This window comes from Bacillus sp. FSL W7-1582 (genome assembly GCF_038593325.1).
In the GTDB taxonomy this organism is placed as follows: Bacteria; Bacillota; Bacilli; order Bacillales; family Bacillaceae; genus Bacillus; species Bacillus altitudinis.
This window is the reverse complement of sequence record NZ_CP151987.1, coordinates 1,602,180-1,625,157: the sequence shown is the minus strand read 5'-3', so window position 1 is coordinate 1,625,157 and position 22,978 is coordinate 1,602,180. Positions and strand designations below refer to the sequence as shown.

The 22,978-nt window shown below is 41.5% G+C and carries 24 protein-coding genes; all 24 read right to left on the bottom strand.

Features of this window, described 5'->3' with window-relative positions:
• Positions 1–89 precede the first annotated feature (89 nt).
• The 24 genes from NSQ11_RS08330 to fliZ all read right to left on the bottom strand — a co-directional run bounded on the left by NSQ11_RS08330 (position 90) and on the right by fliZ (position 22,976).
• Complete coding sequence (locus NSQ11_RS08330) at positions 90–1,787, bottom strand: proline--tRNA ligase (protein WP_216099257.1); 1,698 nt, start codon at positions 1,785–1,787, stop codon at positions 90–92.
• An 80-nt stretch (positions 1,788–1,867) separates the two neighbouring features.
• Positions 1,868–3,133, bottom strand: coding sequence for an RIP metalloprotease RseP (gene rseP, locus NSQ11_RS08325; RefSeq protein WP_007499546.1), 1,266 nt, complete (start codon positions 3,131–3,133; stop codon positions 1,868–1,870).
• 6 nt (positions 3,134–3,139) lie between these two features.
• Complete coding sequence (gene dxr / locus NSQ11_RS08320) at positions 3,140–4,291, bottom strand: 1-deoxy-D-xylulose-5-phosphate reductoisomerase (RefSeq protein WP_017367255.1); 1,152 nt, start codon at positions 4,289–4,291, stop codon at positions 3,140–3,142.
• Between the two features lie 39 nt (positions 4,292–4,330).
• Positions 4,331–5,125: a phosphatidate cytidylyltransferase gene (locus tag NSQ11_RS08315; protein ID WP_007499550.1), complete on the bottom strand. Its 795-nt coding sequence runs from the start codon at positions 5,123–5,125 to the stop codon at positions 4,331–4,333.
• Between the two features lie 12 nt (positions 5,126–5,137).
• Entirely contained in the window at positions 5,138–5,920 is a 783-nt protein-coding gene (locus NSQ11_RS08310; RefSeq protein ID WP_007499552.1) for an isoprenyl transferase, read from the bottom strand.
• A gap of 129 nt (positions 5,921–6,049) precedes the next feature.
• Positions 6,050–6,607, bottom strand: coding sequence for a ribosome recycling factor (frr, locus tag NSQ11_RS08305; protein WP_008344764.1), 558 nt, complete (start codon positions 6,605–6,607; stop codon positions 6,050–6,052).
• Position 6,608: 1 nt separating this feature from the next.
• A complete protein-coding gene (gene pyrH / locus NSQ11_RS08300) occupies positions 6,609–7,331 on the bottom strand; it encodes a UMP kinase (RefSeq protein WP_008344767.1) in 723 nt (240 codons plus the stop codon).
• 134 nt (positions 7,332–7,465) lie between these two features.
• On the bottom strand, positions 7,466–8,347 hold the full coding sequence (tsf, locus tag NSQ11_RS08295; RefSeq protein ID WP_007499558.1) for a translation elongation factor Ts: 882 nt from the start codon (positions 8,345–8,347) through the stop codon (positions 7,466–7,468).
• Between the two features lie 91 nt (positions 8,348–8,438).
• Positions 8,439–9,173, bottom strand: coding sequence for a 30S ribosomal protein S2 (gene rpsB, locus NSQ11_RS08290; RefSeq protein ID WP_007499561.1), 735 nt, complete (start codon positions 9,171–9,173; stop codon positions 8,439–8,441).
• 155 nt (positions 9,174–9,328) lie between these two features.
• Positions 9,329–9,868, bottom strand: a complete 540-nt coding sequence (locus NSQ11_RS08285) for a hypothetical protein (RefSeq protein ID WP_017367254.1) — start codon at positions 9,866–9,868, stop codon at positions 9,329–9,331.
• Positions 9,869–9,889: 21 nt separating this feature from the next.
• Complete coding sequence (locus NSQ11_RS08280) at positions 9,890–10,657, bottom strand: FliA/WhiG family RNA polymerase sigma factor (RefSeq protein ID WP_007499565.1); 768 nt, start codon at positions 10,655–10,657, stop codon at positions 9,890–9,892.
• 24 nt (positions 10,658–10,681) lie between these two features.
• The gene (locus NSQ11_RS08275; RefSeq protein ID WP_007499566.1) at positions 10,682–11,182 is read right to left on the bottom strand and encodes a chemotaxis protein CheD; all 501 of its coding nucleotides are present in this window, start codon (positions 11,180–11,182) and stop codon (positions 10,682–10,684) included.
• The gene (locus NSQ11_RS08270) at positions 11,182–11,808 is read right to left on the bottom strand and encodes a chemotaxis protein CheC (protein ID WP_017367253.1); all 627 of its coding nucleotides are present in this window, start codon (positions 11,806–11,808) and stop codon (positions 11,182–11,184) included. The genes NSQ11_RS08275 and NSQ11_RS08270 overlap by 1 nt, the downstream gene beginning before the upstream one ends.
• 12 nt (positions 11,809–11,820) lie before the next feature.
• Positions 11,821–12,282: a chemotaxis protein CheW gene (locus NSQ11_RS08265; protein ID WP_008344771.1), complete on the bottom strand. Its 462-nt coding sequence runs from the start codon at positions 12,280–12,282 to the stop codon at positions 11,821–11,823.
• Positions 12,283–12,306: 24 nt separating this feature from the next.
• Complete coding sequence (locus tag NSQ11_RS08260; protein ID WP_052320408.1) at positions 12,307–14,334, bottom strand: chemotaxis protein CheA; 2,028 nt, start codon at positions 14,332–14,334, stop codon at positions 12,307–12,309.
• 5 nt (positions 14,335–14,339) lie between these two features.
• Entirely contained in the window at positions 14,340–15,422 is a 1,083-nt protein-coding gene (locus tag NSQ11_RS08255; RefSeq protein ID WP_008344775.1) for a chemotaxis response regulator protein-glutamate methylesterase, read from the bottom strand.
• The gene (locus tag NSQ11_RS08250; protein ID WP_035392057.1) at positions 15,419–16,324 is read right to left on the bottom strand and encodes a MinD/ParA family protein; all 906 of its coding nucleotides are present in this window, start codon (positions 16,322–16,324) and stop codon (positions 15,419–15,421) included. Before NSQ11_RS08250 ends, NSQ11_RS08255 begins: the two co-directional genes overlap by 4 nt.
• Positions 16,321–17,439, bottom strand: coding sequence for a flagellar biosynthesis protein FlhF (flhF, locus tag NSQ11_RS08245; protein ID WP_017359083.1), 1,119 nt, complete (start codon positions 17,437–17,439; stop codon positions 16,321–16,323). Before flhF ends, NSQ11_RS08250 begins: the two co-directional genes overlap by 4 nt.
• Complete coding sequence (gene flhA / locus NSQ11_RS08240) at positions 17,439–19,472, bottom strand: flagellar biosynthesis protein FlhA (protein ID WP_008344782.1); 2,034 nt, start codon at positions 19,470–19,472, stop codon at positions 17,439–17,441. Before flhA ends, flhF begins: the two co-directional genes overlap by 1 nt.
• Before the next feature lie 29 nt (positions 19,473–19,501).
• Positions 19,502–20,590: a flagellar biosynthesis protein FlhB gene (gene flhB / locus NSQ11_RS08235; RefSeq protein ID WP_007499576.1), complete on the bottom strand. Its 1,089-nt coding sequence runs from the start codon at positions 20,588–20,590 to the stop codon at positions 19,502–19,504.
• Positions 20,587–21,366 carry a flagellar biosynthetic protein FliR gene (gene fliR / locus NSQ11_RS08230; protein ID WP_007499578.1) on the bottom strand — a complete coding sequence of 260 codons (780 nt, stop codon included), beginning with the start codon at positions 21,364–21,366 and terminating at the stop codon, positions 20,587–20,589. Before fliR ends, flhB begins: the two co-directional genes overlap by 4 nt.
• 6 nt (positions 21,367–21,372) lie before the next feature.
• On the bottom strand, positions 21,373–21,642 hold the full coding sequence (fliQ, locus tag NSQ11_RS08225) for a flagellar biosynthesis protein FliQ (protein WP_003211206.1): 270 nt from the start codon (positions 21,640–21,642) through the stop codon (positions 21,373–21,375).
• Positions 21,643–21,658: 16 nt separating this feature from the next.
• Positions 21,659–22,324 (bottom strand): flagellar type III secretion system pore protein FliP, encoded by a 666-nt coding sequence (gene fliP, locus NSQ11_RS08220; protein ID WP_007499580.1) that lies wholly within the window; start codon positions 22,322–22,324, stop codon positions 21,659–21,661.
• A complete protein-coding gene (gene fliZ / locus NSQ11_RS08215; protein ID WP_113747344.1) occupies positions 22,317–22,976 on the bottom strand; it encodes a flagella biosynthesis regulatory protein FliZ in 660 nt (219 codons plus the stop codon). The genes fliP and fliZ overlap by 8 nt, the downstream gene beginning before the upstream one ends.
• Positions 22,977–22,978: the final 2 nt, after the last annotated feature.

Genomic DNA, 22,978 nt, shown 5'->3' with positions numbered 1-22,978 from the left:
AATTGTTCATCCAAGACAGGACCCTCCTTTTGTAAATCAGAAAGGTACCTCTTTTTTGCAGGAGGTACCTTCATTTTTTTGTTCGTTTTTTATGCTTGGCGTATAAATGAAATCAGTTCATCAACAGATACTTCGTGTGATTCACCTGATTTTCTGAATTTCACTTCGACAATACCTTCTTCTGAACGTTTCCCGCAGCTAATGCGAATTGGCAGTCCAATTAAGTCACTGTCGGCAAATTTGACGCCTGCTCGCTCTTGGCGGTCATCGAAAAGGACATCATAGCCCTCTTCCTGTAAACGCTCATACAACGTTTCAGCCAGTTCCTTTTGTGCATCGTTTTTCATATTTAAGGCAAGTAGATGAAGATCATATGGCGCAACTGTTTCTGGCCAAATAATCCCCTTATCATCATGATGCTGTTCAACAATCGCAGAAAGGGTTCTAGAAATTCCAATACCATAGCAGCCCATGATCATTGGCTGCGCACGTCCATTTTCATCAAGGTATGTTGCATCCATTGCCTCTGAATAACGTGTGCCTAGCTTAAAGACTTGTCCTACTTCAATTCCTTTTGCGAACTGGATTGTGCCTTCACCATCTGGAGAAACGTCTCCTTCTTGAATCAAGCGAAGATCTGTATATTCCTTCACTGATAGATCACGAGCAGGATTGACATTGACATAGTGATAATCCGATTCATTTGCACCTGCAACTGCATTTGTCATTCCTTTGACAGCGTGGTCTGCATAAATCGTTACTTCCGCTTCAAGCTTCACTGGTCCAACAAATCCTGGTTCTGTTCCGATCACGTCTAGTACTTCCTCACGTGAAGCAAGCTCTACAAGCTGTGCTCCAACTAAGTTTTTCACTTTCACATCATTTACTTCATGATCGCCTCTTGTCAGGACAAGTACATACGCATCATCCGCTTTAAACAAGACAGATTTGATACATGTAGAAGGAGCCACTTCAAAGAATGACGCAACATCTTGTATCGTCTTCACCTGCGGCGTGTTTACTTTCTCGAGTTCTTTGAAGTCCGCAGGGTTTGCTTCTTCTCCGTGATACACAGCCTCAGCCATTTCAATGTTCGCAGCGTAGGAAGATGTGTCAGAGTATGCGATTGTATCTTCTCCTACTTCTGAAAGTGCCATAAACTCATGTGTATCTTTTCCTCCCATTGCCCCAGAATCGGCAATGACGGGTCTAAAGTTAAGACCTACTTTTGAAAAGACATTCGAGTAAGCTGTAAACATTTTGTTGTATGTGTCATCAAGGCTCTCTGGTGAAGAGTGGAATGAATAGGCGTCCTTCATAATAAATTCACGTCCGCGCAATAACCCAAAGCGAGGCCTTTGTTCATCACGGAATTTAGATTGGATTTGATACAGTGTCAAAGGAAGCTTTTTATACGATTTGACTTCACTGCGTACGAGTGATGTGATCACTTCTTCGTGTGTTGGGCCAAGTGCAAACTCGCGGCCGTGACGATCTTTCATACGCATGAGTTCTGGACCGTATGTATACCATCTTCCTGACTCTTGCCACATTTCTGCTTGCTGCAGCACTGGCATTAACAGCTCAGCTGCTCCCGCCTTTTCCATTTCCTTGCGAACAATGGATTGAATGTGCTGAATCACTTTATGTGCTAGCGGCAAATAATGATAGATACCGCTCGTGTTTTGTCTAATAAATCCAGCTCTTACTAATAGCTGATGACTTTTTGCCTCAGCATCTGCCGGCACCTCTCGAAGAGTTGGAATGAAAGTCAGGGATTGTCTCATGTCGTTACACCTCATTTAAGAAATAGGACTTCTCACAAAAACTCTTGTTTCCCATAATGAGAAACAAGAGACAATGGTTTTTATAAAAATAATCGCTGGATGTCATTCCATGTCACTACTAGCATTAATAGCATGAGGAACGCAACACCAATGAAGACAACAAGTGCCTCTTTCTCACGATTAATTGGTTTGCCGCGAATGGCTTCAACGAATAAGAAAAGTAATCTTCCTCCGTCTAATGCAGGAATCGGTAATAAATTCACGATCCCTAAGTTGATACTAAGAAACGCAGCAAACTGCATTAATGTTAACACACCTTGTTTCGCTACTTCTCCTGTCATGTCATATATTCCAACAGGACCTGCAAGCATATCTAATGAAAATTGTCCTGTGACAATCTTTTGCAAGTTCGTTAAGATGAGACCTGCTGTAGATATCACTGTAGTGCCTGAGGATGAAATGACTTTGAGAAATCCATTTTCCGTTGGCGGATAAGAGCCAAAACGGCCAATGGTTTTTCCTTCGGCCTTCACAGCTTCCGGTACAACTTGAATGGTGCTTTCTTTGCCATCTCGGTCAATGACGACATTCATTTTTTTATCTGGGTTCTTTTGAACCGTTTGAACAACATCTGTCCAAGAATTCATTTTATCCCCGTTAATTGAAACGATATGATCTCCCTGCATAAGCCCAGCTTGCGCTGCCCGGCCGTCTTTTGTCAGCTTACCAAGTACAGGATCATCCACGGTTACACCTTGAATAAATCCTAAAGCCACTAGAATCACATATGCCAGGATAAAGTTCATAATCGGTCCAGCTGCAATGGCTTTAATACGCTGCCATACTGTTTTTGAACCAAACTGACGGTTGTATGGCGCAATTTGAATTTCTTCACCATCTGCAATATAGAAGCTTGTTTGGCTTACATTGTAACCAGTCAGGATGTCTTCATTTCCAGCCTCATATCCTGAAATTCTCATCGCATGATCTAAATCAATTTGTTCAACTTCAATGACAAGTGCATCAGGATATTTCTCTTTATCATTTAAAATGATTTTTTCTACTTCATTTTGCTCATTGAATAAGAGCCCCACTGTATGACCCGGTTTAATTTCAATGACTTCAGGGTCTTCTCCAGCCATTTTAACAAATCCGCCGATTGGCAGAAGTCTGATGGTATAGACGGTTTCTTTTCGTTTAAAGGAGAAAATCTTCGGTCCAAAACCAATTGCGAACTCGCGGCATAAAATGCCTGCGCGCTGCGCCATAATTAAATGGCCAAGCTCGTGGAAAAAAACGAGCGTTCCAAAAATAATAATAAACGCAATCACTGTATTCACGAACATACCACCTTATGCGAGGATTGATTGAACAAAGTCTCGTGTATCTTTGTCCACTTCATGGATATCTTGCAAACTAGGCGTTGAAATCACATGATGTCTGTTCAGTGCCTTTTCAATCAATTCTTCAATTTGCAGGAACGTTACTTTGCCTTTTAAAAATGCATCAACAGCTATTTCATTGGCTGCATTAAGCACAGTAGGCATTGTCCCTCCTATTTTACCTGATTCATAAGCAAAATGTAAGCAGCGATACCTGTCAAAATCCGCTTTTTGGAAATTTAATTGTCCAATCTCCCAAAGGTTTAATGATTTCGCTTCTTTTAATGGCGCTCTATCAGGGTAAGTGAGCGCGTATTGAATCGGAACCCTCATGTCAGGTGTACCTAACTGAGCCATGACACTTTTGTCATGGAATTCCACCATGGAATGGATGATGCTCTCTTTATGTAACAGCACATCAATTTGATTGTATGGGATATCAAACAGCCAATGCGCCTCAATCACCTCAAGCCCCTTATTCATCATGGTCGCTGAATCGATCGTAATTTTTGCGCCCATGGACCAGTTCGGATGATTCAGCGCTTCTTCAACCGTTACACCTTCAAGCTCCGTGCGTTTTTTATCTCGGAAACTGCCGCCTGAAGCTGTGACGATTAAGCGTTCAATGTTTTTAGCTTGTTCACCTTGCAGGGATTGAAAAATAGCGGAGTGTTCACTATCGACAGGAAGTAAAGGAACGTCATACTTTTTGGCGTACTCTTTTACTATATGACCAGCTGTCACAAGTGTTTCCTTATTTGCAAGTGCGATCGTCTTTTTTTGTTCAATGGCTTTTAATGTCGGCACAAGTCCGACACTTCCTACCAGTGCATTGACCACAACATCCACTGCATCATAGGTCGCTGCTTCGATGTTCGCTTCATCACCCGCAGCCATTTTAACATCGTATTGAAATGAATGACCTTTTAACGTGCGATAGGTCGCTTCGTCTACACATCCAACAAATTCAGGCTGAAATTGTTCAATGATAGGGATGGCCTTGTCTATATTTCTGCCAAACGTCATCGCTTTCAACTTGAATTTGTCTGGATGCTGCCTGATCACATCTAATGTTTGTTCTCCGATTGATCCTGTTGCGCCTAATAGCGAAATATATTTCAAATTGCCACTCCTTCTCTCGTTCAATTAGTTTCTATGAGGTTAGCTAGCAAACGTGGCCAGCAATAAATATAAAAACGGCAGAACGAATAAAAAGCTGTCAAACCTGTCCAAAATTCCGCCATGACCTGGGAGTATTGTCCCTGAATCCTTCACATGGTAATGACGCTTTAAAGCAGATTCCACAAGGTCGCCAAGCTGTCCAAAAATACTGAGCAAAAGAGTAATAAACATAACAAGCAGATATGATGGCAAAAATCCTGTAACCGCCTGGAACACAAGTGACAGCACGACCGCTGTGACGATTCCGCCGATAAATCCTTCTACTGTTTTGTTTGGGCTGATCTCTGGCCAAAGCTTTCGTTTCCCCATAGATTTCCCAATAAAATAGGCACCTGAGTCAGTGGACCAAATAATCACCGCTGCGAAGAAGATCGCACTCATGCCATACAAGCCTCTAATTTGAATAAAATAATAGAAACTAACGCCAATATATAATGTGGCTAATATAACAAAAGCAACCTCATCGAATGTGAAAGAGTTTTTACTCAGAACTGTATAAGTTAAAAGGATTAAGACTGCAAATAAAGCAATCTGCATTTTTGATGCGTCTACGTTCGGGAAGAAGCTATTTTCTCCGCCCATTAAAAGCCAAAGCAATATTAAGCTGACAATGCCAGGAAAGCTGAAAATCGAAATCTTTTTCATTCTAAGAAGCTCAAAGAGAGCGACACTTCCCATTAAATAAATCAGCAGGGTAAATGGCATTTGTCCATAAATCACTGCAAGTAAAAACACTGCAGCTGCCAGAACACCCGTCAAAATTCTTTGTTTCATCTGCACCACCCTCTAAATTCCACCGAACCTCCGGCCGCGGCGCTGGTACTCTCCGATAGCGCCTATGAGATGCTCATCAGAAAAGTCAGGCCAAAGCACATCCGTAAAGACAAACTCGCTGTATGCAATTTGCCAAAGCATAAAGTTGCTTAATCTAATTTCTCCACTCGTACGAATAAGCAAATCCGGATCTTGAAGAGATTCTGTCATTAAATAAGCTGAAAACATCTCTTCTGTTATGTCTTCTGCTCGAAGCTTGCCTTCTTTGACTTTTTCAGAAATTTGTCTGCATGCAGAAATAATTTCTGTCCGTCCTCCATAATTGAGCGCAAAATTTAAAATGAGTCCGTCATTATTCGCCGTACTCTTCACTGCGTTCTCTACCGCTTTTTTCGTATGCTGCGGGAGGCCGTCTGGATCACCTGTTAAACGTACACGGACATTTTCCTCGATGAGTTCAGGCAGATAGATGTTTAGAAACTCTTCAGGAAGCTTCATTAAAAAGTCTACTTCTAATTTTGGACGTTTCCAATTTTCTGTAGAGAAAGCATACAAAGTCAGCACTTTGACATTCAGCTCATTTGCAAGCTTGGTCATGCGCTTGACAACTTTCATTCCTTCATGATGTCCTGCTACCCGTGGAAGCGCACGTTTCTTCGCCCATCTTCCATTCCCATCCATGATAATGGCGATATGTTCAGGAATTTCTCCATTTAATATGTCTTCTTTTGTCAGGCTTTCTAAGTTGGAAGCTGCTGTTTGCTGATTCTTCCAATTTTTGAGTATATTGAGCATGAGATTCCTCCATCACCCAAAAAGGTTGCGTTCCCGCTAATAATATAGTCCTCAACAGTATTAACAAAAAAACCCCCTGTAAACATGAAGAGGGTCTTTTCACTATTATCTATTGTACATAGTTTTTTCTTAAACTTCCATGATTTCTTTTTCTTTATCTTTTGTCACTTCATCAATTTTAGCGACATATTCATCTGTCAATTTTTGAACATCCTCTGTAGATGATCTTAATTCATCTTCAGTGATCTCCCCATTTTTCTCTAGCTTTTTCAATTCATCGTTTGCATCACGACGAACGTTACGAACAGCTACTTTTGCTTCTTCTGAGTATTTTCTCACAACTTTTACAAGTTCTTTACGTCTTTCTTCTGTTAGTGCTGGGATCGCAATACGGATCACGTTTCCGTCACTAGTTGGTGTGATACCAAGATCAGACTTTTGGATCGCCTTTTCGATATCACCAATCGCTGTTTTATCGTAAGGTGTGATAATCAGCATACGTGCTTCTGGCACTGTAATTGACGCAATTTGGTTTAGTGGTGTTTGCGCACCATAGTAATCCACTGTTACTTTGTCTAAAAGGGAAGCATTAGCTCTGCCCGCACGGACAGTTGCTAGTTCACGTCCGTATGCTTGAACGGCTTTTTCCATTTTTTCTTTTGTTTGGTTCAACACTTCTTTTGACACGTTATTTCCCCCTCACGATCGTTCCGATTGATTCGCCATTGACGGCACGTTTAATATTACCTTCTTCCATAATAGAGAAGACAATTAATGGAATGTCATTGTCCATACATAATGAGGACGCAGTAGAATCCATTACAGCAAGCCCTTCTTTTAGTACATCAAGATATGAAAGCTTATCATATTTTACTGCATCCGCATCTGTACGAGGATCAGCACTGTAGACACCGTCTACATTGTTTTTCGCCATTAAAATGACATCTGCTTCAATTTCAGCTGCACGAAGTGCTGCTGTTGTATCAGTAGAGAAATAAGGGTTACCAGTACCTGCAGCAAAAATCACGACACGTTTCTTCTCAAGGTGACGGATCGCTTTTCTTCTTATGTATGGCTCTGCAACCTGTCTCATTTCAATAGAGGTTTGTACTCTAGACTGAATGCCAAGCGTTTCTAGGCTGTCTTGTAATGCCAATGAATTCATCACTGTTGCAAGCATCCCCATATAGTCTGCTGTTGCCCGGTCCATTCCTAAGTCACTGCCTGTCTTACCACGCCAAAGGTTTCCTCCGCCTACAACGACTGCAACTTCAACATCAAGCTCTGCAATTTCTTTTACTTGCTTTGCAATTGATTGAATGACAGTTGGGTTAATTCCATTTCCAGCATCACCAGCTAGTGCTTCTCCACTTAGCTTCAGTACAATGCGATTATATTTCGGTTTGCTCATGATAACCTCCAAGTGTAAACTATACCGTCTCTTATTATGCGTAAGAAACCGTCTTTTGTAAATCAATATCCTCTAAAAAATAGGGAACACAGTGCTTGTGCTCCCTAAAAAAGCCCCAGAGAGCTTTTCAAACATTATTTTTTCACTTGGCTCATAACTTCTTCAGCAAAGTTGTCTTGACGCTTTTCGATACCTTCGCCCACTTCATAGCGAACATAAGTTTGAACAGTTGCGTTTTTCGCACCTACAACTTGTTTCACTTTTTCATCTGGGTTTTTAACGAATGCTTGGTCAAGTAAGCAAATTTCTTCGAAGAATTTGTTTAGACGGCCTTCTACCATTTTAGCAACGATATTTTCAGGCTTTCCTTCTTGAAGCGCTTGTTGTGTTAATACTTCACGCTCACGGTTTGCTTCTTCTTCAGACACTTGGTCACGAGAAATGTATTTAGGGTTTACAGCAGCAACGTGCATTGCGATGTCTCTCGCAAGCTCTTCATCAGTTGTTCCGTTAAGAACCGCTAATACACCGATGCGTCCGCCCATGTGTAAGTAAGAACCGAATGCAGCGTTATCTTCTTTTGTGATGACTGAGAAACGGCGCAGCGTAATTTTTTCTCCGATTTTCGCAATTGCAGAAGTAATATGTTCTTCAACTGTTGAACCATTTTCCATTTTAGAAGCATGTGCTTCTTCAATTGTTGCAGGTTTCGCAGCAAGTAAATGATCAGCAAGTTCGTTAAGAAGATTTTGGAATCCTTCGTTTTTCGCAACGAAATCAGTCTCAGAGTTCACTTCTAGGATAACGCCAGTGTTGCCGTCAGTTTTAATAAGAGTTAATCCTTCTGCCGCAATACGGTCTGCTTTTTTCGCAGCTTTTGCGATCCCTTTTTCTCTTAGAAGATCGATTGCTTTATCGATGTCACCATCAGTTTCTGTTAACGCTTTTTTACAGTCCATCATACCTGCACCAGTTTTTTGACGCAGTTCTTTTACTAATTGAGCAGTAATTGCCATTTTACATTTCCTCCTTCTATGTTAAAACACGGATTACTAGGTGAAAAAAAGGTGATAAAAGGCAGTTCCCTCTTATCACCTTTTGAATAGGTTACGCAGTTGTTGTTTCAGTTTCTGTCGTTTCTTCTACAACAGCTTCTTCTTCGCCTTGTTTAGACTCAAGAATCGCATCTGCCATTTTAGCAGTTAGAAGTTTTACAGCACGGATTGCATCATCGTTTGCAGGGATCACAACATCAATTTCGTCTGGATCACAGTTTGTGTCAACGATACCGATAATTGGGATATTCAATTTACGAGCTTCTGCAACTGCAATACGCTCTTTACGAGGGTCGATAATGAAAAGTGCATCTGGAAGACCCTTCATGTCTTTGATTCCGCCTAGGAATTTTTCAAGACGTTCTAATTCTTTTTTCAGTTGAACGACTTCTTTCTTAGGAAGAACTTCGAACGTACCGTTTTCTTGCATTTTTTCAATATCTTTTAAACGTTTGATACGTTTTTGGATTGTTTCAAAGTTTGTTAACGTTCCACCAAGCCAGCGTTGGTTTACATAGAACATACCAGAACGGATTGCTTCTTCTTTCACTGAATCTTGTGCTTGCTTTTTCGTACCAACGAAAAGAATTTTTCCTCCGTCAGCAGCAAGGTTTTTCGTGAAGTTGTAAGCTTCCTCTACTTTTTTCACCGTTTTTTGAAGATCGATGATGTAGATACCGTTACGCTCTGTAAAGATGTAACGCTTCATTTTTGGGTTCCAACGGCGTGTTTGGTGACCGAAGTGAACACCAGCTTCTAGCAATTGTTTCATAGAAATAACTGACATGTTGTTGCCTCCTAATATAATGGTTTTTTTTCCTCCGCTTAAGTCATGTTCACATAAAACTGCGCCACGGCAGCACCTTCATACGAATCATTAAGCGTGTGTATTTAACACCAAGAAATAATATAACACATGATGGACTGACAATCAAGAATCCTTTACAGCTTTCCGCTAAATTTTAATAAAAGCTCGATTTCTGTCTTGCCCGTTTTTAATTCTTTCGCTATTTCTTCTAATGATAGCCCTTGATCATATAAGGCCTTTACTTGATCCTCAAATGTTTCTTCTATTTCACTTTCAGAAGGCACAGAAGCTTCTGTTTCAAGACTTGAAACGGGTTCGTTTACCTTCTCTTCCTGCACCTCAACTTCGCTAAGGAGAGCCGACAGGTGCTCTGGAACTGGATCTTCACTTTCTACCGATTGCTGGGATTCAATTGGTGGTTGTGGTTGCTTTGGTGTCTGAAGATCCGATTTCAGCTCTTCAGCAGAAAAATCAGGGGAAGTGGCTGCAGCTTTTGATAGTTTTTCATTCTCTTCTTTGACTTCCATCAAAAATGCAGCCAGGGTATTTTCCGTTTCTTCTAAAAGCTCTCGCTGCTTTTGTTCTGTTGCCTTCAGCGAATTCATTCTCGTGTATAAAATGATCACAAAATAAATAAGTGCAGCATGAAGCATAAAGCTAATCAGCCATAGCATATTTTTTCACTCACTAACTCTTTAAGATTGAATGGCTTTATCAAGCAGATGCTTAAGCTTGAACAATGCCTTTGAATGAATTTGCGAAATGCGAGAGGTCGATAAATTAAGCACTTGACCGATTTCCGTTAACGTCAATTCCTCTTTATAGAAAAGACTAATCACAAGCTTTTCTTTTTCCGAAAGCTCTGTCATTTTTTCGGCAAGCTGTTCAATTAATTCATCTTTCAGCATTTTTTCTTCAGGTGTCACAGTCTTTTCGTCACGAATCATGACTTGAACGTTTTCTCCGTCTTCTTGATCATGCAGCTTCTCATCAATCGAGAGCAAATTCGCAAAGAACCCTTCATTCATCGTTGTGACCACATCTTGTTCACTCATGCCGAGTTCTTCAGCAACCTCTGTTGGTGTCACATTTCGCAAATATCGCTGTTCAAGCTTTTCAATTGCCGCTTCTACTTTTTTTGTTTTTTCTCTTGATGTACGAGGCAGCCAGTCCTCTTTACGAAGACCGTCGATGATGGCCCCACGAATTCTGAAGGATGCATATGTATCAAACTTCAGATCTCTTCCGGGGTCAAATTTTTCAAGGGCATCATATAAACCGAGCATCCCTAGACTGATCAAGTCTTCTTTGTGCACTGACTTCGGGAGACCGATGGAAATTCTTCCAACATGATATGTGACGAGCGGCATATAGCGGCGCATAAGATCATCTCCAGCAGCTGGGTCCTTCCACTCTTTCCATCTAGCCCATAGCGCCTGATCTTCGTAATTTAAGGATTGCATCTTTCTCCCCCTATACTTCCTTAGTTATATCTTCATAATGCCTTGTTTCACAGTGCGGATCTCAAGTTCTGTTGTAAGCGGATCGAATTCAATCGTGCGTCCATTGTTCCCGCCCGTGTCCTCACTAATGATCGGGATATGATGAAGAGACAGATGTTCTTTCACAGCTGATACATTTCTAGGTCCAATTCTCATCAGATCATTGGTTGACTTAAATTTAAACATTTCTGCGCCGCCAGCAAGCTTCGCTTTTAGCGCATGTTTGCGTGCTCCTTCTTTTAAGAGCAGATCAATTGTATGCTTGACACCTGTATCTGCATACTTAGCCAAGTTCTCTACCGCTCCTTTTGAAAGAGAGGAGTCTGGAAGCATGACATGGACAAGTCCTGCCAGTTTTTTTTCTTGGTCAAAAAGGACAAGTCCTACGCAAGAACCAAGACCGGATGTCCGAATACGGTCCGGTGTTTTCACAAGCTGAACATCCGCTATACCAACCTTTACAACTGCCGGAATCTGCACGTTCATTATAGGTTACCTAATGCTTTGAACAGTTTTTCAAACGATTCAAAGTCTGGTAATAGAAACATATTTCCTTTCAGCTCTTGCTTATTTTGATCATCAAAAATCGATGTATCAATCACAATTGCCTGATCGCCGAGAGGACTAAACTGCATTAACCCTTCACTAATGACAGCCCCGAACATATCGAGCGTGACATCTGGAACACTTGGGTGAAGCTGCAGTTTTGTTAAATCGGCAAGTGCTGATAAATAAGAACCTGCTAAAATATTTCCTAGCTCATGAAGCGCTGATGTTCCTAGCATGTGTTCATGAATCGTATCAATATCAAATGCTGGGTCCTGAACAAGCTCCCTTACAAATTGTTCAGCTTGTTCAAACGGCATAATGAAAAAGATTGAACCGGTAAGATCACCCTCCATTCGCAAAAAGATACTGGCAACTGGAAGGTCTGCTCCACCAAAGAAATCCATTAAATCTTCAAACGAGAGAACTTTGACAAAAGGAACAGCCATATCAATTTTGCGATTCAATAGGCTGGCAAGAGCAGACGCTGCATGGCCTGCTCCGATATTCCCAACCTCACTTAATATATCTAGCTGTTCATCTTTAATTTCATTGAAAATGCTCATTTCACATCCCCCTTAATGAACAGGTGCATCTTGCACGCTCTTGTCGAGGACCGCACCAGCATGAATGATATTGAATAGACGCTGATCATGCTTAATAATTCCTGTCACCCATGACAGTCCTTCTTTTTCAGCTGAATCAGTAGAAGATTCTACCTCTTCCTGATGGACAGTAATGACATCATTTGCTTCATCAACAATCCAGCCGACTTCAATGTCACCAACTTGTACAATAATCATTCTTGTTTCGTCTGTAATCTCGTTGTCAGTTGATCCAAGTCTCACTCTAAGGTCAATGACAGGTGTCACGACACCGCGTAGATTAATGACACCGCATATATAAGGGGCAACGCCAGGAACTCTTGTCGGCTGCTGCCATTTTTCAATGGACTTTACTTCTGATACTGAAATGGCGTATTCTTTTTTGTTTACGATAAACACAATCATCTTTTCGCCAGTTTTGATATCTGTACTCATTTCAGACCGCTCCTCTATTGTTTTTTACTTGATCAGTGCATTACAGTCAACGATGAGTGCAACCTGACCGTCACCTAAGATTGTTGCGCCTGATATCGCAAATACGTTTGGTAGGTAATCTCCAAGTGATTTTAATACGACCTCTTGCTGACCGATAAACGAATCGACCACAAATGCTGTTAGCTTGTCTCCTTTACGGACAACAATAATGTGCAGTTCTTCTTCTAAATCATTCGCATTTGGTACGTTGAACTGTTTCTTCAAGTACACAACCGGTACGATAAATCCGCGGAAATCAATGACTTCACGATCATGCGTTTGAAGGATGTCACTCTTCTTAATGACAGCCGTTTCTATAATAGAAGAAATCGGAATAGCAAATGTTTCTTCCTCTAGTTTCACAAGAAGTACGGAAATGATCGATAATGTGAGTGGAAGCTGAATTGAGAAAAGTGAGCCTTGACCTTCTGTTGAGTTAATACTCACAGAACCACCTAATGATTCCAGCTTGTTTTTCACAACGTCAAGACCTACACCTCGGCCCGAGATATCAGAAATCGTATCAGCTGTAGAGAACCCTGCTGCAAAGATCAATGAATCAATTTGGTGATCTTCAAGTGTTTCCGCTTCTCTTTCCGTAATAACTCCGCGCTCTAATGCTTTTTCAAGGACCTTTTTACGGTTAATCCCGCCGCCATCATCTTCTACTTCAATGAAGACATGGTTTCCGCTATGATATGCTTTTAAAAGAACAGTTCCTTTTTCTGGTTTGCCTTTTTTCACACGTTCTTCTGGTGATTCAATCCCGTGATCGAGACTGTTTCTAAGTAAGTGTAAGAGCGGATCGCCAATTTCATCGATCACTGTTCGATCAAGCTCTGTCTCAGCACCTTCAATGATCAGTTCAATTTTCTTATTGAGCTCTTTCGTCAATTGACGAATCATACGAGGGAATCTGTTAAACACCGTTTCTACAGGCACCATTCTCATGTTCAAGATGATCGATTGCAGGTCGCCAGAAATACGGGACATTCTTTCCACTGTATCCGTGAGTTCGTTGTTTTCAAGTTCTTTGGCAATCTGTTCTAAACGTCCTCTATCTATGACAAGCTCTTCAAACAGGTTCATAAGTGAATCTAGACGATCGATGTTGACACGGATCGTTTTCGTTCCGCCGGCAGCTGCACCGTTATTGCCATTTGCTTTTGGCGCATCGTTTGCTGGCGCTTTAGTGGCAGGAACTGTGGCTTCTTCATTTTTCTGCTCAGGTTTCGCTGCTTTTGTTTCAGCCGGAGCCGCTTCTTCAAAGGCAGAGACTTCAGAAATCTCCACTTGTTCAACCTCTGAGATCGCTGTCACGATTTTTTTCACTTCTTCCATCGGCTGTTTCGATAAGTAAGAAATGCTGAATTCAGATTCAAAATCTTCTGATTCTAAAAGTTCTGCATTCGGAACCGTTTTGACAACTTCTCCTGCTTCGTTCAGTCTTTCAAAAATCATATAGACACGAACGGCTTTTAATAAGCATGCGTCACTTAATGTCACGGTCAGCTCATAACATTTAAAGCCTTGTTCTCTTGCTTCATCAAGAACTGTTCGTTCAAATTCGTTATAATCTAGGTCGCTTGCAGCTGATGATGCTTCAGCTGTCTCAACGGCAGATGCTGTTTCTGCATGGCTTCCTGTCACATCTAGTTTTTTACTAATCTCCGTGACATCACGTTTTCCATCCCCGCCCTCTGCAATCGATTGAACCATTGCTTCAAGGTGATCGAGTGCTTCAAACATCGTATCCATTGATTCAGGAGTGACAATCATTTGTTCGTTTCTGATGGCATCAAACATGTTTTCTAAATGATGTGTTAATTGAGCCATATCATCATAGCCCATCGTTGCACTCATGCCTTTCAGTGTATGAGCGGCTCTGAATATATCATTCACTAGCTGCAAGTCTGTTGGGTTCTTTTCTAATTCAAGAAGTTTTTCATTACAAGTTTGTAAGTGTTCTCTGCTTTCATCTAAAAAGATATCTAAGTATTGGTTTACATCCAACGTGTTCACGCCCTCTCTTTTTTCATGGAGCTTATAATTGCATGTGCGATGTCATCCACATGCCTTGTTTCATGTGCAAGGCCTGCTTTAATGACTGATTTAGGCATTCCGAAAACAACACATGATTCTTCTTTTTCTGCAATGACTTTTGTATGACCGCTTGCGACCATTTTTTTGACACCTTCTGTGCCGTCACTACCCATTCCTGTCATAATGACAGCGATTTTCTCGTAACCTTTTATGTTGCTGATGGATTCAAATAAATAGTTAACAGAAGGTTTGTGACGGCTGTCAGTGTCTTCTGGGGACAGCCTGATCACTAAAGCTGCCCCTTGTTCATGAAGTGACATATTCAATCCACCAGGAGCTATGTAAGCCACTCCATTTTTAGCGATGTCTCCATCTTGAGCTTCTTTGATCGTAATTTGTGATAAATGATCTAATCTAGTAGCCAGCGATGCCGTAAATCCTGCCGGCATATGCTGCACAATCAAAATCGGCGCCTCTATGTCTTTTGGCAGCTTCGTGACGACTCGTTGAAGCGCCCTAGGCCCTCCCGTAGAAGTTCCGATTGAAATAATCTTTCGGAGTGATGAGCCGCTTCTTACTTCTTGCAGGCGGGGAGCGGCCGCTGGAATTGGACTTGGCGGCTTCATGAACGGCTTAGGAGAAACTTGTTTCTCAGTACGTTTTCTGGACAGGCCTGCCGCAAGTACCCGCTCTACAATTTGACCTCTTACTTTGTGTAAATCGAGCGAAATACTTCCTGAAGGCTTTGTCACAAAGTCAAAAGCACCGAGTTCTAAGCAATGGATGGTTAATTCCTTCCCTTGCTTCGTCTGGCTTGACACCATAATCACAGCAAGGTCGTGTTCAGCCAGAATTTGTTTTAATGCTTCTGTTCCATTTAGAACAGGCATTTCCACATCAAGTGTGACAACATCCGGATTCAATTCCTTAATCCGCTTTAAGGCATCTTCTCCATTTCGCGCCGTTCCGACGACTTCAATTTCTTGCTCGGCACTTAGGAAATCACTGATGAGTTTTCTCATAAAAGCCGAGTCATCTACTACAAGCACTCTAATCATGAGTCCACCTTCCTCCTTTTAAAAAAAGAGGACAACTTATCTATAAACGTATGCTGCTCTCTCTGTGCCTCTCTTATCTGCTGATGATAAAGTGTTTCAGCCAGCATTTTAATGGTTTTACTTAGCCTTGAATGAGGCTGCTTCATATAAAATGGCATTTGTTCAGTGACCGCTTTAGGAACAGCAGGATCATCAGGTACCGCACCAGCAAATACAAGCTTTCGGTGTAGAAATGACGTCACCACTCCTGCTAATTTCCGGTACGTTTCAGATCCTTCCGAAGGGGTTTTACACCGGTTGACAATGATTTGAACAGACTGTTCAAACTGATGAATGGCTAAGTGCTTAATTGCGCTGTAGGCATCCATGATGGATGTTGGTTCTGGCGTTGTCACAACGACCACTTCTCCTGCCGATAAAACAAATGGGAGTTGATCTTTTGACAAGCCTGCACCCATATCAAAGAATATACAATCAAAGTCATTCAATATTTTCTCCATCTCTTCTAAAAAGAACGACCATTGATCTTTGTCTAAAGAAAACAGCTGTTCAAGCCCGCTTCCGCCAGAAATGTAATACAGATTGTCCGTTCCTTTTGTCATAGCCGCTTGGAAGGATTTTTTTCTAACAAGCACGTCTAATATAGAGCTGGTCGATGTTTTCCCTAGTAAAATATCAATATTCCCCATGCCAAAGTCGAGGTCGATGATGAGCACTTGCTTGCCCGTACTTGCGATAGACAGTGCCATATTCAGCGTCAAATTCGATTTACCTACTCCGCCTTTACCGCTCATGACAGCAATGGTTTTCGCTTGTCCATTCGCACGAAGAGAGTTCGGTACAATCAGTTGGTTCTGCTGAACAAGCTTTCTTAAACCTTCGGCTTGGTCAGGCTTCATCATTGTAAGACCATCCTTGTCAAATCAAGGGGGGAACTCTCAAGAATATCCTCAGGCACATTTTGGCCATTTGTTAAAAACCCGAGCCCGATTTGAGATTCTGCAATGATTTGAAAGATCGTTCCCATCGTGTCTGTTTCATCAACTTTTGTAAAAATAAATTGATCGATTGGAACGTGTTCAAAACGTTTGACCATGGCTTTCATATCTTGATATTTCGATGTCGCACTCATGACGAGAAAACTTTGAATGCTTTCATCAAATGGAATGATATCTGTCAGCTCTTTGATGTACGCCTCTTCTTTAAAGTTACGGCCTGCTGTATCGATGAAAATATGATCATAGTCTTTAAAGGTCTGCTGTGCTTTCACAAAGTCCTCTCTTGAATAACAAACTTCAAGAGGTGCATTCAGCAGTTCAGCATATGTTTTTAGTTGTTCAATCGCGGCAATCCGGTACGTATCTGTTGTGATAAAAGCAATTTTCTTTTGCTGCTGAATAGCCGTTTTCGCAGCAAGCTTTGCAATCGTTGTCGTTTTACCAGCACCAGTTGAACCAAACAGCACAATGTATTTCGAACGAATCATCGGCTCATCAGAAGTGTGAGCCGGCAGCATCCCTGTGAGTAGTTTTTCAAGCTCTTTTTCAATCTGCTCTTCTTTCACAGCACCTTTTGTTAAAAGACCCTTTAAGCACTCATCTCGAATCTCATCATCAAGACCTTGATCCTTTAGCTTTTGATCCATTTTCATGAGAGAATCCGGCAAGATCCCGGCATGGCGTTCGTTTCTTGCATATTCTATAGGCTGAGAATGAGAAGGCGCTGCTTTGACTGCTTGAGCAGCAGCCGGCAGCTCTTGTGTAAGGTGTTGAGTCTGCTCCTTTTTCGGTAACACCGGGATAGGCGCAGCTGCTGGTTGTAATCCTTTGCCGGCTCTTTCTTCAAAATCTTGATCCAGCACTGCAATCACTTCGACCATTTGCTGTTTCTTTAAACCGAACAGCTTTCGTTTGACAACGGTTTTCGAATTTAATATGACGGCATCCTTCCCAAGCTGCTGCCTGATTTGGATCGTTGCCTCCTGCATAGAATTCGCTGTGATTTTTTTCATTTTCATTAGATATCCACCACTCCGATGCTCTGTACTTCCACATTTGCTTCTAGTTCGTTATAAGATAGTACCGGTAAATCTGGGAAATATCTTTCTAACAACTGTTTGACGTACATTCTTATAGGAGGTGAGCATAATAGAACCGGCGTTTCCTGACGAAGCGAAAGCTGTTCAATTTCTCTCGCCACTGATTGAATCACACTTTCAGAGGATTCTGGATCTAACGATAAGTAGTTCCCATGCTCTGTTTGCTGCACGCTGTCTGCAATCACCTTTTCGACTCGGCCTGAGCATGTCACGACTTTCAGTGATTCATTTTCTCTTGCATACTGTGCAGTAATCTGTCTTGCAAGTGCCTGTCTAACATACTCTGTTAGCAAGTCTGTATCAGTCGTTAATTTTCCGTAGTCTGCAAGGGTCTCAAAAATGGTCACAAGGTTTCGAATGGAGACCTTTTCTTTCAGAAGCTTTGCAAGTACTTTTTGGATATCCCCGACCGCTAGTGGATTCGGTGTTACCTCATCTACTAGAACTGGATAACTTTCTTTCAGATGATCGATTAATTGCTTCGTTTCTTGGCGTCCAAGCAGTTCATGGGTGTTTTGTCTAATCTTCTCTGTGATGTGGGTAGACACAACAGATGCTGGATCGACCACTGTATACCCAAGCATTTCAGCCTGATCTTTTTCTGCTTCTGATATCCATTTTGCCGGCAGGCCAAAGGATGGTTCGATTGTTTCAATTCCTTCAATCGGATCATCATCAGGCGTTGGAGACATCGCTAAGTAATGATCGAGCAGCAGCTCTCCTTTTGCCACTTCGTTCCCTTTTATTTTGAGCCTGTATTCGTTCGGGTTCAGCGCAATGTTGTCTCGAATACGGACAACTGGAATAACAAGACCTAGTTCAAGAGCAAGCTGCCTTCTGATCATGACAATTCGGTCTAGCAGGTCTCCGCCTTGATTGGCATCTGCAAGCGGGATCAACCCGTAGCCAAATTCAAATTCAATGGCATCCATTTGCAGGAGATGAATGACGCTTTCTGGACTTTTCATCTCTTCTACCTCTGCCTGTTCTTCCAGTACTTCTTCAATCTCTTCTTGATCCTGTTTGTTTTTCGACATCATGTACGCACCGAGTGCAAGTAAACCTGCGATCGGCCCTGTCAAAAGTACGCCAATTGGCGTAAACAATCCAAGCAGGAAGATCGTACCTGCTGTGACGTAAAGCATGGCAGGGAAGGCAAAGAGCTGACCCGTAATGTCTGAACCAAGGTTTCCGTTAGAAGCCGCTCTCGTGACAACAATCCCTGTCGCTGTTGAGATGAGAAGTGCAGGGATTTGCGACACAATTCCGTCCCCTACTGTTAAAAGAGTAAAGTGGGAAGCTGATTCTTGAATCGACATTCCTTGCTGAATCATCCCAATAATGATGCCAAAAATAATATTGATAATAACGATGATAATACCTGCGATGGCATCCCCTTTAACGAACTTACTTGCACCATCCATCGCACCATAAAAGTCTGCTTCTCTTGCTACTTTTTCACGGCGGTTTCTAGCTTCACTTTCTGTCAGCATTCCTGCATTCAAATCTGCGTCAATACTCATTTGTTTACCTGGCATCGCGTCGAGTGTAAATCTGGCCGCAACCTCTGATACACGCTCCGCCCCTTTGGTGATGACAATAAACTGAATGATGATCAGAATAAGGAAGACAACCAGACCAACGAGTATATTGCCCCCAACAACAAATGATCCAAACGTTTCTACAACCTTACCAGCATCTCCAGTTGATAAAATAGAACGGGTTGTAGAGATGTTAAGCCCTAAACGAAACAGTGTTAAGAGCAAAAGCAAAGACGGAAAAATGGAAAATTGCAGTGGTTCTTGCATGTTCATTGTGGTGAGAAGCACGATAAGCGCAAGAGAAATATTAATAATGATTAAAATACTTAATAGGATGGGCGGAAACGGTATGACCAGCATCGCCACGATTAAAATAACACTGAATAAAACAGATAAATCTCTTGCTGACATGCCTGTTCTCTCCTTTTAAAACCAAAAATTCATAAAATCTTTTGTTTCGTTTTATATACGTAAGCCAAAATTTCTGCGATCGCCTTAAAATACTCTTCCGGCACCGCTTGGTTGATATCCACTTGATCATAGAGGGCGCGGGCGAGTGGCCGGTTCTCTACAGTCATGACATCATGTTCTTTCGCAATTGTTCTAATTTTCAAAGCCAAAATATCCGTTCCCTTTGCCACAACAAACGGCGCGTCCATCTTTTCTTCGTCATATTTCAGGGCAATTGCGTAGTGGGTCGGGTTTGTAATGATGACGTCCGCTTTTGGGACTTCCTGCATCATCCGTCTCATGGCCATTTCCCTTTGCCGCTGTTTAATTTTTGATTTTATGAGCGGGTCACCCTCTGATTTTTTATACTCATCTTTGATGTCTTGTTTAGACATCCGTAAGTTTTTTTCATAATCAAATTTCTGATACATGTAGTCAAGCCCGGCTAAGATCAGAAGAGCACCTGCTGCATATAGCCCCATAATCAAGGTCATATTAGCCACGAAATGAAGGGTTTCCTCTGCAGTGAGTAGAGGGAGCCGCAAGATTTCGTCAAAGTGCATCCATAGAGCGATAAATGTCGCAAAACCAACAAAACCAATTTTCAAAATGGATTTTAATAGCTCAACGAGTGCTCGAATACTGTATATTCGTTTAAACCCTTTGATTGGATCAAGCTTTTCTAATTTGGGCTTGATCACTTCAGTTGAAAAGAGAAATCCAACTTGTAAATAGTTACTGATGATCCCTGCAAGCATCCCAACACCAAGAATTGGCATGAGGAGGAGACCTGTCTCTTGAAGCAATTCCAAGAATAACTGGTGAATATTAGATGTGCTAACCTTCATTAGCATCGTTGTTGAATAAAAACGTTCAATGAGCGCAATAATACGCTCTTTCATAAAAGGCCCAATAAAAAAGAATGATAAAAAGATTAGTAGAAATGAGATGGCTGTATTGACGTCGGTACTTTTGGCAACCTGCCCTTTTTTACGTGAATCCCGTCTCTTTTTCGGTGTTGCTTTTTCTGTTTTTTCACCTGCGAAAAATTGCAAGTCGAGTCTAAGTCTTGTCGTCATGACGAACCACCGACCAATGCTAAGAAGTTCCTCATGGTGAGCACAATCGTTTCAAATGTATTTTGGACGACCCCGAAGATGACACCCATACAAATGATGATCATAATAAAACTCACGCCCATTTTAATGGGAAGTCCAACGACAAATACGTTCATTTGTGGAACTGTACGTGCCACAATTCCTAATGCCAAATCGACTAAAAACAAACTAGCCACAACAGGTGCTGAGATTTGAAAGGCTATGATGAACATTTGGTTGAAGCTCTTTGCAATAAAGTAAGCAAAGGATTCACTACCGAAGTTCAGTGCATACTGATCAACTTGAATATATTGAAAACTGTAATAGATTCCATCAAGCAGCAAATGATGTGCATTTGTTGCCAGCATCAGCAGCAAGGTCACCGTATAAAAAAACTGCCCCATCAGCGGCGTTTGCGCCCCTGTTTGTGGATCAATAATATTGGCGATCGCAAAGCCCATTTGAAAATCGATGAATGAGCCGGCAATTTGAACTGCGGACACCATGATATATGCAATCAGTCCAAGAAGAAGTCCGACCATTGCTTCTTTCACGGCAAGCATCATGTAAAGACCGTCGATATCGAGTGCTGGCGGTTCTTTAATGGTGCTAAAACTAATGACAGCCAAAAACAGTGAAAAACCAACTCTGTGAACTGCTGGTATCGTTCGATGCGCTAATAGCGGCACTGTCACAAAAAAAGCGGTGATCCGAATGAAAACGAGAAGAAAGGCAGGAAATAATTCTATGATTGACATCTCTGATTAACCTGCAAATCGATCTAAATTCGAGAACAGCTCTGTTGTAAATGACACAATTGTTGAAAGCATCCACGGACCAAACACAACAAGTCCAATGAGCACTGCAACAATTTTTGGAATGAACGCAAGCGTCTGTTCTTGGATTTGGGTTGTCGCCTGAAACACACTGACAATTAGTCCCACGATTAGTGCGAGCGCAAGAAGCGGCCCGCTGACAAGTAAAACAACATACACTGATCTTTCAGCCATCGTAATGACAAATTCTGAACTCATGTTTTAAGCACCTACTCTAAAAGCTTTGCAGCAAAGATTTAACAATCAAATACCATCCATCAACTAATACAAATAACAATATTTTGAAAGGGAGCGATATCATAACCGGCGGAAGCATCATCATCCCCATCGACATCAGGACACTTGCGACCACCATGTCAATAATTAAAAATGGAATAAAGATCATGAAACCAATTTGAAATGCCGTCTTTAATTCTGAAATTGCAAAAGCTGGTACCATCGCCGTTAAGGGAATATCTTTAATTGATTCAGGGGTATCCATTTTTGCGTAACTAAGAAATAAAGCCAAATCTTTCTGTCTCGTATGTTTACTCATAAACTCTTTAATTGGCACTTCGGCTTTTTCATAGGCCTGATTTAACGTAATATCATCATTTAACAGCGGCGTGAGTGCCTCTTTATTAATCTCTGAGAACGTGGGTGCCATAATAAAAAATGTGAGAAACAAAGCAAGTCCTACAAGCACTTGGTTTGGCGGCATTGAGTTGGTTGCAAGTGATGTTCTAACAAACGAAAGAACAATCACAATCCGTGTAAAACAGGTCATTAAAATCAGAATGCCTGGTGCAACTGAAAATACAGTTAACAATAAAAGAAGACGGACAGATGTGCTAATATTCCCTGCGCCACTGGAATTAAATAAATCGATAAACTCATTCATTTTGTTTCGGGCCTTTCTTTCTGACTTCTGATTGGGTCTTTTTCAATTCGGCTAGCTGCGCCTTTAAATTGGCTGAAAAAGAAGAAGTGGTCGGCTGATCGTGTTTCTTCACTTGCGATGTTAATTTTTGCATCATTTTCGGTAAGTCAGTCTTACTTTCCATCGCTTCTTCGTATTGTTTCACAATCGCTTCGCATTCTTGTTCATCATCGATTTCTTTTAGCAGCTGGATTGAGTCTGCTACGCCGACAACTAATACTCGTTTGCCCACTTTGATCAGCTGAACTGAACGATTTTGACCAACCGTCGTTCCGCCAATATTTTCAACATAGCGAAATGGCTTGAGTAAGCGGTTTTGCTTTCCAACAAATCTCACCAATCCGTAAATGAGCAGGATGACAAAAAGTAAGGCACCAATCATTTTGACAAAATCCATAATGGAGACAGAAGAAGAGGGAGCTTCTTCTGTCGGATTCGTTTGATTGTCAGTGGTTTTCTTTTCTGTATCCTTTTTGCTTTCTTTCTCATCTTTGATCCAGTCATTCACCATGCCATTTTCAGGATCTTTTGTTTCAGCAAACAGTGAGGCTGGCTGCGCTGTCAAGAAAAGCATAAAACTGATCATTGCTATACATATCAAACGTTTTTTCAACA